The following is a 12,659-nucleotide window of genomic DNA, read 5'->3' on the forward strand; positions in this document are numbered from 1 at the left end:
GCTGTGGCCGTCGAGGGAGGTAATCAGGGTGCCGTCGCGAGTCCAGAGCTTGGCCGTGCCGTCTTCACTGGCGGTGGCCAGGGTGCTGCCGTCGGGGCTGAACTGCACGGCTACAACCGCATTGCTGTGGCCTGTTGAACGAGTGATTTCGCGATGTCTTGGAAGTTGTGCTTTGAGAAGCTCGCTTTGTATTTTGCTGCGGATTTCGGCATCTAGTAAGGGATTTTGCTGAAACTGTTTTGCAGCCCGCAGGGCCGACAACCCTGCTTCAAAGCTATCTCCCGAAGCATTTAAGGTGGCTGCCGTTTGTGCCAGAGTTAAGATGTTACTCCCGTTTGCGGCCCGCATCTGCCACCCTGGTACCAAGGTAGATCCCGTTGTCAACACGAGGCCTGCCGCTAATCCGAGGGTGACGAGGCGTTTATTGCGCCTGCGTCGTCGTTCGGCCTGAGCGGAGGTCTGCCAAAAGGCATTTTCCAGCGCTGTCATCGTCTGCTCTGCCCGTTGCTGAAAATCTCGCAACAAATCTAGATCAGGTGGCTGCCATAGCAGGCCGTCGGGTCTGTCTTTCTCGTGCCAATAGTGGGCCGTGGCTTCCAATCGACGCTTGAAGCGAATATCGTCTTGGCTACTATCTAGCCACTGTCTCAGTTTGGGCCAGCTCCGAATTAAGGCTTCATGAACCACCTCAACCGTTGCCCTGTATTCCCCTTGAGCACTTTCACCCTGATCGTCAGTCACCACCAGATTAGCGTCGGCCAGCCGCTGCACCACCTCGCTCACCTGGGCTTCTGGGTAATGCACAGAGACTAAGCTGGCTTGAGTCACCCGGCGGCGCGTATCTTCGCTCCCTTCCCCCAGTTGGGTCAGGTTCAAAAAGATATGTTTAGCCACCTCCTGCTGCTCTGGGGATAGGGAGGCATAGACCTCATCGGCCCGCTTTTGCAGCGTGCCGGTCACCCTGCCAAGTTTGCTATAGGTGGATGACATCAGTTGGCCATTTTGCATTCCCTTCCAAAGTTCTGTCAGGGTGTACTGGAGGAGGGGAAGCTCGCTAGAGGACTGTTCCAAATCCTTCAGCATATCCTCCACTAAGCCTGGATCGAGGGTGAGCCCGGTTTTGTGGGCGGGCTCGATGATCGCCAGAGCCAACTCATCTCGGGTCATGGGCAGAATAGCCGTTAGATGGGTTTCTACCTTTTGGGCCAGCCCCCCATAGTGCTGTTCAAAGCACTTGCCGACAAAGTCAGAGCGCATGGCGACAATTAAGCAAAGCTGGGTAGGCAGCACCTCTAGTGCTCCCAGCAACGTATTGAAAAAGGCCGCTCGTTCTGCTTCGTCGTGACACAGGGTGAACGCCTCTTCAAACTGGTCGATGACCAAAAATACCCTCGGCACCTCGGCCCGTTTGATTAAGGCGCAAAGACCGTCCACCCCAGACTGAATCAGTTCTTGCGCCTGGTGCTGTTGTGCCGCCTGCTCCAGCGGGTCTGCCAAATCCTCCCCAAAGGCTAGGGCCAGGCTTTGGAGGGGATGTTCGCCGGGTAGGAGGATCCGAATGTCACAGTTCCCTTTTTCCTTGAGCTGCTGGAGCAACCCGGCCCGCAGCACCGATGACTTACCACTCCCCGAAGCCCCCACAATGGCCAGGAAGTTCGAGGTCTGGACTTTGGTTAGCAGCGTCTGGGTTAATGCCTTACGGCCATAAAAGTATTGGCTGTCTTCGGTGTTGTAGTCGAAGTAGGATAACCCTTTGTACGGGCAAACGCCGGTCAGCCTGGCCTGGAGCGGTGTTTCTAGATGCCGCTGAATATCCCGGATCAGCCGGTTGAGGTCACGGGAGTCTGTCTGGTGGTTGGCGTCATGGCCCAGTTTTGCCGTTTGTCGTTCCCGCAGCAGTTTGAGCAACCCCGGCAGCTGATCTTCGGCAGGCAGCGGCGTCCCATCAATCAGCAGCGGAATGACCAAGATGTTGCGCTTGAGGGCGTATTCAATCTCTAGTCGGACCCAGTCGTTCGGGTTATCGAGCCGTCGCTTGCCGGTGGAGCCACTCTGGACTTCGAGCCATGTAGGCCCCATCACGACGATCAGAACTTCGCAGTGGTCTAGCTCGGTTTCCAGATGGTTTTTGAAGCTTTGGCCAGCGGGGATAGAGTCCAGGTCGCGAAACACCACCTCGGGGCCAAAATGTTCAGCTAAGGCGTTATAGACGGTTTGAGTCACCGCTAGGCTGTCACTGCGACGATAGGAGAGAAAGATCGAGTGCTGGCTCGGCATGGCCTCATTCCCCTGGAATTAGCGCTATCTTACGGCAGTTCCTGCTCAGGCTTGGTTCAGCCCACTGAACTTTGGAGTAGTTGCCTGCGCGCGCAACTAGCCGATCTGGCTTATGTCCAGTGCGTTAGACCTATTCAGGAATGCTTAACGGTAGAGTAATACGGGAATTTGGCTACTCTGCAGCAGTTGTACCGTGGTGCTGCCGATCACCAGATGGCGAATGCGGCGGTGGCCGTAGGCCCCCATCAGCAGCAGACTGATGTTGTGGTCGTTGAGGTGGCGGGCGATCGCCTTTTCCGGCTCCCCGACCTGCAAACTTGCTGTTGGCATCAGCCCCGCCCCTTGCAGCACCGCCTCAGCTTCGGCCAAACACCGGGTTTTCTCAGCGTCGGACTCCGCCCCCGCTACCGTCAGCAGGTGAATCTCTAGCTCCCGGAGGCCGGGAGACTCGATTAGAAACCGCAGCATTTGCTGGCCAGTGGGGCTGCCGTCGTAGGCCACCAGCAGACGCTCCATCGGCACCACGGTTCTGGGGGTAATCAGGCAGGGCTTGTGGCCGCTGCGCACGATGCGATCGACATTGGCCCCCAGGTGGCCAGAGGCAAAGTCGGCGGCCTCCCCCCGCTTGCCCAGCACAATCAGGTCTACGTCGGCCTCTAGATTCTCCAAGCAGTCCACCAAAAAGCCGGTTTTGTGGATCAGCTTGACGGTGGTAGCGCCCTGGGCGGCGATCGCCGCTGCAGCGTCAGCCAAAATCAGCTTGGCCTTCTGGTGGTTGAGCTTGGCCCGCTCGTGCTCCACCTCCACCAGCTTTTTCAGCAGGCTTTCGGCGGCCCCCAGACCAATGCTGCCGCTGAGGTTGCTGGCTTCGGCTGTAGCCTGTCCCCGCGAGTCGGTGACATAGAGCACGTCAACACTGGCTCCCATGCCCTGGGCAAACCAGGCGGCGTAGGGGTAGCTGCTCTGGGCAAAGGTGGAGCCGTCAGTGCATAGTAAGATTCGTTTCATGGCGGGACTACTCCTGGAGGGCGGTGGGCTGACTGTGGACGGCCAATTTGTTCACCAGGGTGGTGCTGGCCTCGTTCAGGCCCACCACCTCTACCTCGGCTCCGGCGCGGCGAAATTTGTTGACAATCTTGTCCAGGGCGGCAACGGCCCCCTGATCCCATAGGTGGGCGTGGGTGAGGTCGATGGTGACGCGATCGACAAACTCTTCAAAGTCAAAGGCTTCAAAGAACTCATCCCTTGAGACAAAGAAAATCTGGCCCGACACGCTGTAAACCCGGTGGCCCTCTGCGCGCATCACCTTGTCCACAAAGACTAGCTGGGCAATCTTGCGAGAGAAAAACACCGTACTCATCACAATCCCGGTGGCCACCCCGAGGGCAAAGTTGCGGGTGAAGATCGTCACCAGCATGGTGGACAGCATCACCGCCGTCTCGGTGCGGGGAATTTTGGCCATATCGCGAAACGAAGCCCAGCGAAAGGTGCCGATGGAAACCATGATCATTACCGCCACCAGGGCCGCCATAGGCATCTGCTGCACCCAGCCGCTCAGCACCAGAATGGCAAACAACAGAAACACCCCAGCGCACAGAGTGGAGAGTCGCCCCCGCCCGCCCGACTGCACATTGATCACCGACTGGCCAATCATGCCGCAGCCTGCCATACCGCCAAAAAAGCTGGTAATGATGTTGGCGATGCCCTGACCCTTGGCCTCGCGGTTTTTGTCGCTGGGGGTGTCGGTGAGTTCGTCCACCAGCGACGCGGTCAGGAATGAGGCTAACAGCCCCACCACGGCCATGGTCAGCGACGTCGGCAGCACAATCCGCAGGGTTTCCAGAGTCCAGGGCACCTGGGGCAGGGCGAAGATGGGCAGGGCGGTGGGCAGCTCGCCCATGTCGCCAACCGTGGGTACGTCAATACCGAGGGCGATCGCCGCCACCGTCATCACAAACAGCGCCACCAGGGGTGAGGGCACCGCTTTGGTAAACCGCGGCAGGATGTAGATGATCGCCAGCGACAGCGCCGTCATCACGTACACGGCCAAGGGCACGTTGGTCAGCTGGGGCAGCTGCGCTAAGAAAATCAGCACCGCCAGGGCGTTGATATAGCCCACCATCACGGCGCGGGGCACATAGCGCATCTGGCGACCCAGCCGCAGCACGCCAAAGATCACTTGAAACACACCGCACAGCAGGGTGGCCACCAGCAGATACTCGAGCCCGTAGTCGCGCACCAGGTCGATCATCAGCAGCGCCATGGCTCCAGTGGCGGCGGAGATCGACGCGGGCCTCCCGCCCAAAAAAGCGGTGACCACCGCAATGATGAAAGAGGCATAAAGGCCCACCTTGGGGTCCACTCCGGCGATGATCGAGAACGCGATCGCTTCGGGAATCAGCGCCAGCCCTACCACCGCCCCAGCCAGCAGGTCGGCTCTTGGGTTAGACCACCACTCTCGCTTCAGAGCGCGCAAATTTAGAGATCGAAGATTGAAATTGGAATTGTTCAAGGGGTCTCCTGTAGCCTGGAAAAATAAAGCCTGGTCGGGCTAGTGATAGAACGGACTGATCAAACTCCTGTGGCCTTGGCCACCAGCAGGTTGAGAGCTATGCCTGCTCAGCCATGACAATAGCCTTGATGCCGATCGCAATGGCCTGAGCCATCGGCTCTGTAAGCCTAGAGTTGGTTGCAAATCCGTGACGGAAAGCCAGTTGCGCCATGGTCAAAGACCGATCCTTGGGGACCATTGCAACCGGCCATCTCAATCGTTGAATAAATCTACATTTGGGCTGGCAAAGGCCGATGATCACCTTTGGTCATGAAGGCTGTTGAGGTGTTTTAAAACGATAGGCTCCCCAGCTTAGGGAGGACCGCCTACCAGCTGAGTGCCTTGAGTCTGACCGAAGAAGATCGCCATAGCTCGTGAGTAGATGTGCTTAATACTTCTTTGCTTAAGCTTATCTAACGGCAAATGAGCAGCTGTGTCTAGAGGGCAATGAAAAAGAGACGGAGAAGATGGGGTCAAGATTTGACGGTCAACCGCTTCCGAAGGTTGTAGCTACCGTCACTGGTGTGAGCAGTGGCCTCTCGGCACAACTAGTCAAGGGCTGGACCAAGCAGCAAAAAGCCCCCAGCAAAGACAGGGGCAGCGGTGAAATTCTCTAGGCAGTCTACTGTTGGCGCTAGCACTCACCAAACGACCTGGACATCAACCTGGCGGCAATAGACATACCCAGCGCAGATGCTTACGATCGCCAGTAGCGACTCTAATGTTCACACCCAATGCCCCCAACCCTGAATGAATCCCTTTCCCTCGAAATTTCTGAACAAATCAAAAGCAAAGCAGGCGCTCCCTTTGGCAACACCCATCGAGCTGTGCTGACCCTGACAGGAGCGACCTACGTTCAGGGGTTTGTAGTTTTGAATAACGGGCAGTATGAGCCCCTCGAACACGCCTGGATTGTACTGGGTGACGATATCATCGACCCGACGCTACCGCATATTAACAAAGCCCAGCAAGAAATCTACTACTTTTCCGCCCAAAGCCTCAGCATCAAGGCATTAAAAGCCTTTATTGAAGAGGCCCAGGAAGATTACCCAGAGGATCCGCCGCTGCCGATTTACGGTGCTCCGCCCTACGAGTATTACGGTGACGTAATGCTAGGGGGAAAAGACTACGTGAATGCTTATCAAGCAGCCCAATTAAAGAGCAGCGAACTCAAGGCAGCTAGGGCAGAACACAAACAAAATACCTGACGTTGCCAAATCATTATGCCTGTTTGCCTGAGCAAGCTGGTAGCTTGCCCCTCCGCGCCGATGGACTTTTCTACCCCTCAGCCCTCAGTTTTTCAGGATTGATCTGAAATTGAATCGTCGCTAACTTCTTTCTTCCTGGCAGCTCCTGTGCTCCCAGGATATATCCCTCATTACTCAACTCTTCCACCGTGCGCCAGAAAATTTGGTTATTGCGAGAGGCGTTGCTGCCCAGTAGATCCAAATTCTTAAAGAGGTACTGCTTTGAAACATTGAGGTATTGGCCATCCTCAGGCCGATCCCACTTCATTCGGCTAGCCAGGTAAATGAGCAGCTTAGTCTTGTAGTCGTGCTTGGTGCTGCCTCCTAGACGTTGGCGAATGTCGAGGCTATCGGCAAAAAGCACATAGTCTCCGTTCCGAGCTGGCCCATCAAAGAACTCTAGGGAGACAGTATAGGCATCGGCTAACTCATAGGTATAGTCGGCGGCCTTAGCCAAGTCAAAGTCTCGGGGCACGTTGTCGATCTCATAATCTCTGATTCTCAAAACACTTTTGATGGTGACCTTGGCCCCCAGATTGTCGCCTTTGCGAAGAGACTGGGCAAACACTAGTTCAGTGCGGTGCAGAGCCACCAGGTCTCTATGGAGCTGAGATCTGAGTTTTGATGCAAATCCCCCATCTTTGGTTTTGGTATAGCCCAGGGCCTCCAGCAAATCATTAGAGCGAAACGAAACCAATGGCCCCTGATCCTGTTGGGCTGCCAGGCGATATAAATGCAGCACGATGGAAACCTGACGCGGGTTGAGGAAGGTGAGCAGGGCGACCAGCAGGCGTTCGATGCGGCGATCTTGAATGTTCTCCAGCCCCTTGCTGATTCCCATGTCAACACAGGATTCGATATCTAAGCTGGAATATTGGGCTTGGATCTCTTCCCACTCTTCGGCGGTTAGGTTTTCAAGGGGTACGCGGCGGGTAACAGCGACTTCTGCATCGTCTTTAGAATCAGCCTCAACACGCATTTCAAGGTAATAGCCATCGCCATCCGACCGCAGAATAGGCACCTGCACATCCGGGTTTTTTACCGATGCTCCAGCCCGTGGCAGCACCATGAGCAGTTGCCCATCGACCGGGAAGGTGTCTGATCCTGTTGTTGGCGTCTCGGGGACACTCACGGCGAGTTCTCATCCTGTCTGACACAGCATTGAGCCACATTTTAGGGAAGAACGCTGGCGAAAACACTCCGTAACGTTCAACGGGCCAGGCTTTTTTAGCTACCTGTAACTTTGGCGTATGATTTTTCCGCCGCTACCTGTAACTTTGGCGTATGGTTTCGCCTGTAACTTTGGCGTATGGTCATTTTCTGACCTGTAACTTTGGCGTATGGTTTTGCCTGTAACTTTGGCGTATGGTTTTTTGTCGGCTCTCTGGCAAGGCTTTGACGGGTCAGCCTTCTCGGCGGCGACCTGTAACTTTGGCGTATGGTTTTGCCTGTAACTTTGGCGTATGGTCATTTTCTGACCTGTAACTTTGGCGTATAGTTTTGCCTGTAACTTTGGCGTATGGGTGACCTGTAACTCTGGCGTACAGACCCATAGAGGGCTATTGAGAATCAAGATTTTCAGTGCTACTCTTTGTCAATATTCCAGCTTCAGAACGTTTGCACTAACTCCCAGGAGAGGTGAAGGAGGTGGTACGACTCACTCAGTAATGACCAGTGCCCAGCTGAACTGACCACTCAGACTAAGCCTCGATCTGTATTAAGCGTCCTGACCAGGCCCTTAATACGCAAAAAGAACCGGCAGCAGATGCCACCGGCTCTTTAAAAAGCGAAAACCCGAGAGGACCAGTCCCGAGTCGCGCGTGAATTGCTTGTGCGGCTATGGTAACACCGGATCTCTCTCGGGGCAATACCCATTGCTCTTTTTTAGGAGAGAGATCCGATGACCGCATCTAAAGGATGGGGCGAGGAGTCGTGTAAGCCTCCCCGCTCCGAACCCCTCCCCGCTGACCCCACAGGTCAGCGGCTGTGTGAAATCTTTGGCCACTACCGCTGGAACTTCATCCGCGCCGACCTGCCGGATGACGCCACCGCCAAAGCCGCCTGGACAACTGTCAAAGACTATCCCCTGCGGCCCCGCGTTCTCTGGAACCACTGGCAAGACGCCAACCAGCTGATCGGCGTCCGCTTCACCCACGACACTCGCTACGCCCTGCTCGACCTCGATGCCGGCGGCGACTACTGCACCGCCGAAGGCGTCGCCCAAATCCGCGCTGCCCTAGAGACCATCGGCATCACCCGCACCCTGCTGGTGCGCTCCAGCTGGAGCGGTGGCCTGCATCTATATATTCCTTTTTCGGAACTTGTCAATACCTTCAACCTGGCTGTCGCCCTCAAAGAATGCTTCAAAGCCCAGGGGTTCCGGCTCCAGGCCGGGCAGCTCGAAATCTTCCCCAACGTCAAAGCCTACGGCGTTCAAACCTTCATCGAATACCTGGGCCACCGGCTGCCCCTCCAGCCCGGCAGCGGCTCCTGCCTGCTGGACGACGCCCTCAACCCCATTGGCAGCAGCCTAGCTCGCTTCTTCTGGCTCTGGGATGGGGCTGCGGGCCACCAGGACATGGACACCCTGCGCCATGCGATGAAAATTGGCCGCGACAACCACCGCAAGCGACCCAAGCGGCGCAGCCACCCGGTTGACAGCTGGCGACACGACCTCGATACCGAAATCACCGAAGGCTGGACTGCCCCCGGCCAGACCAACCACCTGCTCAAAACCATCGCCTGCTACGGCCACGTCTTCGAGGGCCTCCAGGGCCAGTCCCTGATCGACTACACCTTGCGCATCGCCCTCCACTGCCCCGGCTACGAACAATACTGCCGCCACCAGCACGAGATCGAGCGCAAAGTCACCGCCTGGGCCAGAGCCGTCGAGGGCTACTACTGGCCCCTGGGCACCACCCCTACCCGTGACCCCAGCCACCCTAAGAACAACCTGGTGCCCTTCAACCAGCAGCAGGCCGAAGATGCCCAGCACCGCATCCGCATCGCCTACGCCGAGCTAGAGCAGGCCGGAGAGTTGCCTGAGCAGATTACGGCTAGGGCCAAGGCGATCGCCCAATCCGCCAAGGTCAGCCAGCAGACCCTCTACAAGCACCTAAGCCTTTGGCACCCCCAGCACCAAGAGGGTGTAATAGCCGCCGCAGCAAGCCTTCTAGACCTCACGGAGACAATTCCTGAAGCGATATCCCAATTGCCAGACCCCTTGGAAAACAAGGAATTACACCCTATAGACCGAAATATGAAGGGTGAGGCGCTCCGCGCCGGTGGGGCGGGTTCGGATCTGTCCTCTTTTTCTCCGGAAAGGGGGGTGCGGGGGGATGAGTCCGATTTTCCCCAGGATGCCGGGCCTGCGGCCTATGACCCAGACCTGCACGACCAGATTCAACACCAGATCCGTAGCCTGGGTTGGTCTGGGGATGTGATTTGCCAATTCATCGCTGACCGCTTTGAGAGCAAGCGCTGGGCTGAGCTAACCGAGGATGAGCGGCTCTTGCTGCTCTATCATCTGCGTCGCTAACTTACTCCTCAGGTGCCTCGCTCTCCTCTGAGAGTTCGCTCACTGCTGCATCGATCTCCATTTCTAGCTGCTCGATGGTGGGTAGATTGGCCTTGAGTTGGTCTGGCAGGCTGTGGGTGGTGACGGCGATCGGGGTGTTGACGTTGCGCAGGGCGTATTCCGCGATTGTTTTGTCCTTTGACTTGCACAGCACGATACCGATGGTGGGTTGGTCATCGGGGTGGCGCAGCAGGTCATCTACCGCGGCGACGTAGAAGTTCATCTTGCCGGTGTACTCAGGACGAAACTCGGTCACCTTCAGGTCAATGACCACATAGCACCGCAGCTTGAGGTGGTAGAACAGCATGTCCATGAAGTACTCGTTGCCCGAGACCTCCAGGCGATACTGACTGCCGACGAAGGCGAATCCCACACCTAGCTCCAATAGAAAATCCCTGATTCGCTCCACTAGAGCTTTCTCCAGATCGCGCTCCTGGGTGGCAGAGGTCAGATTGAGAAAGTCAAAGTTGTAGGGGTCTTTGATCAACTGCTGGGCGAGATCGGACTGTTCCGGCGTCAGAGTGCGCTCAAAATTGGTGATCGCTCCGCCCTGGCGCTGGTATAGTCCGCTTTCTATTTGCAGGGTAAGGATGTTCCGGCTCCAGCCGTATTCAACGGTTTGCTGGATGTACCACAGGCGTTCAGTTGGGTCTTTCACCTTCTCCAGAAGGATGCAGTTATGCTTCCAGGGGATTTGTGCCCCAGCCTGGTGCACAAATTGCTCATCGGGCCAGGCTTCGGCGAAAGCCCGCATGTATTTGAGGTTGCGTTGGGAGAAGCCCTGCATATCGGGGAACTCCCGCTTCAGGTCTTGAGCCAGGCGTTCGATGACCTTACCGCCCCATCCTTCTACCTGCTGCTGCGCGAGAATTTCCCGGCCAATTTGCCAGTAGAGCAGAATGAGTTCCCTGTTGACGGCCAGGGCTGCCTTAACCTGGGCTGAGCGGATCCGCTTCTTCAGTTCACTGAGCAGGGCAACGTAGTTGTCTTCATCAGGGAGTGGGGCAGGGGCTTTTGACATGGACGGTGAACTGGTTAAGTGATTAATCGGTTAGTCGGTTAACTGATTGGTGGTAAGGGGGTGATCCAAATTTGGGCGATCGCGCCCCGCAACCTCTGAGCTGTAATGAGCGAAGGGCGATCCAAATCAACAAAATTGAACTGTGCAGCGGACGGCGCAAGCTTGACTTTCCGGAATCCGGATAATCAGAAGGTTGATTAGCCGGTTGACTGTGTAGCCGTTTAACCGCTTAATCGGTTAGACAGTCAACCGGTTAAGCGTTATTTTCTTGAACCCATCGTTCTAGCAGTTCAGAGACCAGTTCAGAAAAGTCCTGATCCTGGTCCACCAGCAGACGCTTGACGGCCTTATTGAGCTCGATGGGTACATAAGCCCCCACCTGGATGTAGTTTGGGTCAGAGCGCTTGCCGGTGGCCTTTCGCTGCCGTTTCTTGGGGGGCGTCTCAGGTGCTGGTGCTGGCTCCGGCGCTGGCTCTGGTGCTGGAGGGGCCTTGGCCTTCTGGCGGCTCTGGGCTAGCTTGTCAAACATGCTGGCTGCATCAGGCATGGCTCTCGATCTCCTTTGCTAATGACTCATACTCGCCCCAGGCAATGCGCCCAAAGCGATCGCCGGTGTCGTACACCGGCACCCCGACTAGGGCCGCTTTCTCGTAAGCGGTTAAGCGCCTAATCATCTGCTTAAACACTGGGATGCTTAAGCGGCTAAGCGTTTCTTTGGCCTGGAGGGAGGTGGCCTTTTTGCGGCTGTCTACCATCGTCAGCACCACCCCGTAGGAGGTCAGGTTCTGGAGGTTGTCGACGGTGGCCAGCAGCGCCTCCAGGGCCAGGGCGTCTGGGGTGGAGGGCAGTACCAGCAGATCGCAGCCCTCCGCCAGAGCCTCTAGCTCGTCTTCGTCGGGGTGGGCCTCGGTATCGACAATGACGTACTCTTTGCCCCTGGAGGCCTTCGCCGCCGACATCAGGTCACAGACCTGAAACGGCAGCGTCCCCCGTTTGGACCATGACAGGGATGAGCGGTTGGGGTCGCCATCGACTAGCAGAGTCTTGTCAGACTTTCTGGCAAAGTAGCAGGCCAGGTGCACGGCGGTGGTGGTTTTGCCGACCCCGCCTTTGAATCCGGCAACGGTAATAATCATTTGCTTGCCCGCTTAATCGGTTAATCAGTTGATTGTTTAAGCGATTGACTGATTAACCAAATCTTATCGCTTAATCGGCTGGTTGAATAAACGATTAAGCGATTAAGCGTTTTCAAGAAGGTAATCTCAGGATTGGGTGATAGTTGCTCTGCCAGGCTATTAATGGGTCGTCTACGAGGTGGCAGTATCCCTTGCTAGGGGCGCTCCCTGCCCATTCAGTTAATTGATTGACCAATTAGCTGATTAAGCGGTTAAGTGAATCTGGGCTAGGCGATCGCCCTCCGTCGATCCCTGTTCTTCCTGCCCAGTGCCAACGGTCAAGAGCGGATTCGTTGGCAATAGTGTCAGCAACGGTTCTCGATCGCCCACTTAATCAATTAATTGCCTAAGCGGTTAGTTGATTAAGCAAAGATATTGTTCGCTGGCCGCTGGCAGACTGGCCGATTTGTCAGCTAGTCGATTAAGTGATTAACCGATTAACGAAAAACCCCGCTGGTAACAGCGGGGAGACAGGAGGTTGGTCGAAGTTGTCTGAGGGGACGCTGGTGGGCTAGCGAGTGTAGCGAACGCCGCGATAGGTCAGTTCTGCGGGCTGCTGGCGCTGGGTAACGGTGAACTGCTTGCGGGCGTAGGGGCGACCTAGGAAGGTGGCGGTTTCGCCGGTAGCCAGCGCATCAACGGAGGCGGTGGTGGCTTCGTAGGATTGGCCGCGGTAGGTGAGTTGCATGGTGGGGGTTCCTCAGTAGTGGGGGCATTGTGCCGATGAACCTATAGTCCCGTGAATCCCCGATTGGCGCGGTGACGCGGCTGTAAGTGATCAGGTGATAGTTGCGCCCTGCGAGTGTGATGC

The 12,659-nt window shown here is 56.4% G+C and carries 10 protein-coding genes; 2 read left to right on the top strand and 8 right to left on the bottom strand.

Features of this window, described 5'->3' with window-relative positions:
• The 3 genes from NF78_RS28705 to NF78_RS27615 all read right to left on the bottom strand — a co-directional run.
• Positions 1 to 2,277: TIR domain-containing protein (locus tag NF78_RS28705; RefSeq protein ID WP_156120011.1), on the bottom strand; the 2,277-nt coding region annotated here is incomplete at its 3' end.
• Between the two features lie 144 nt (positions 2,278 to 2,421).
• A complete protein-coding gene (locus tag NF78_RS27610; RefSeq protein WP_035994974.1) occupies positions 2,422 to 3,285 on the bottom strand; it encodes a universal stress protein in 864 nt (287 codons plus the stop codon).
• A gap of 7 nt (positions 3,286 to 3,292) precedes the next feature.
• Positions 3,293 to 4,753, bottom strand: a complete 1,461-nt coding sequence (locus tag NF78_RS27615) for a SulP family inorganic anion transporter (RefSeq protein WP_225885448.1) — start codon at positions 4,751 to 4,753, stop codon at positions 3,293 to 3,295.
• Between the two features lie 809 nt (positions 4,754 to 5,562).
• Between NF78_RS27615 and NF78_RS27620 the strand changes: the two genes are divergently transcribed.
• Positions 5,563 to 6,036, top strand: coding sequence for a hypothetical protein (locus NF78_RS27620; RefSeq protein ID WP_035994977.1), 474 nt, complete (start codon positions 5,563 to 5,565; stop codon positions 6,034 to 6,036).
• A 70-nt stretch (positions 6,037 to 6,106) separates the two neighbouring features.
• On the opposite strand, the gene NF78_RS27625 is transcribed toward NF78_RS27620, so the two are convergent.
• Positions 6,107 to 7,207, bottom strand: coding sequence for a hypothetical protein (locus NF78_RS27625; protein WP_035994981.1), 1,101 nt, complete (start codon positions 7,205 to 7,207; stop codon positions 6,107 to 6,109).
• Between the two features lie 768 nt (positions 7,208 to 7,975).
• On the opposite strand from NF78_RS27625, the gene NF78_RS27630 reads away from it, so the two are divergent.
• Entirely contained in the window at positions 7,976 to 9,613 is a 1,638-nt protein-coding gene (locus NF78_RS27630) for a hypothetical protein (protein ID WP_052051084.1), read from the top strand.
• Position 9,614: 1 nt separating this feature from the next.
• Here NF78_RS27630 and NF78_RS27635 read toward each other — a convergent pair whose 3' ends face one another.
• The 4 genes from NF78_RS27635 to NF78_RS30180 form a co-directional block, all read right to left on the bottom strand.
• On the bottom strand, positions 9,615 to 10,673 hold the full coding sequence (locus tag NF78_RS27635; RefSeq protein WP_035994984.1) for a PDDEXK nuclease domain-containing protein: 1,059 nt from the start codon (positions 10,671 to 10,673) through the stop codon (positions 9,615 to 9,617).
• A 253-nt stretch (positions 10,674 to 10,926) separates the two neighbouring features.
• A complete protein-coding gene (locus tag NF78_RS27640) occupies positions 10,927 to 11,220 on the bottom strand; it encodes a hypothetical protein (protein WP_156120012.1) in 294 nt (97 codons plus the stop codon).
• A complete protein-coding gene (locus NF78_RS27645) occupies positions 11,213 to 11,809 on the bottom strand; it encodes a ParA family protein (RefSeq protein WP_035994986.1) in 597 nt (198 codons plus the stop codon). The genes NF78_RS27640 and NF78_RS27645 overlap by 8 nt, the downstream gene beginning before the upstream one ends.
• Positions 11,810 to 12,359: 550 nt before the next feature.
• Positions 12,360 to 12,536, bottom strand: a complete 177-nt coding sequence (locus NF78_RS30180; protein WP_081973046.1) for a DUF4278 domain-containing protein — start codon at positions 12,534 to 12,536, stop codon at positions 12,360 to 12,362.
• Positions 12,537 to 12,659 lie beyond the last annotated feature (123 nt).

Origin of the sequence: Leptolyngbya sp. KIOST-1 (genome assembly GCF_000763385.1) — a bacterium.
Lineage (GTDB): Bacteria > Cyanobacteriota > Cyanobacteriia > Phormidesmidales > Phormidesmidaceae > Nodosilinea.

Bases quoted from the DNA above. Each gene is read 5' to 3' on its own strand.
- NF78_RS30180 (WP_081973046.1), bottom strand. From the start codon at position 12,536: ATGCAACTCACCTACCGCGGCCAATCCTACGAAGCCACCACCGCCTCC.
- NF78_RS27645 (WP_035994986.1), bottom strand. From the start codon at position 11,809: ATGATTATTACCGTTGCCGGATTCAAAGGCGGGGTCGGCAAAACCACC.
- NF78_RS27610 (WP_035994974.1), bottom strand. From the start codon at position 3,285: ATGAAACGAATCTTACTATGCACTGACGGCTCCACCTTTGCCCAGAGC.
- NF78_RS27640 (WP_156120012.1), bottom strand. From the start codon at position 11,220: ATGCCTGATGCAGCCAGCATGTTTGACAAGCTAGCCCAGAGCCGCCAG.
- NF78_RS27630 (WP_052051084.1), top strand. From the start codon at position 7,976: ATGACCGCATCTAAAGGATGGGGCGAGGAGTCGTGTAAGCCTCCCCGC.
- NF78_RS27620 (WP_035994977.1), top strand. From the start codon at position 5,563: ATGCCCCCAACCCTGAATGAATCCCTTTCCCTCGAAATTTCTGAACAA.
- NF78_RS27635 (WP_035994984.1), bottom strand. From the start codon at position 10,673: ATGTCAAAAGCCCCTGCCCCACTCCCTGATGAAGACAACTACGTTGCC.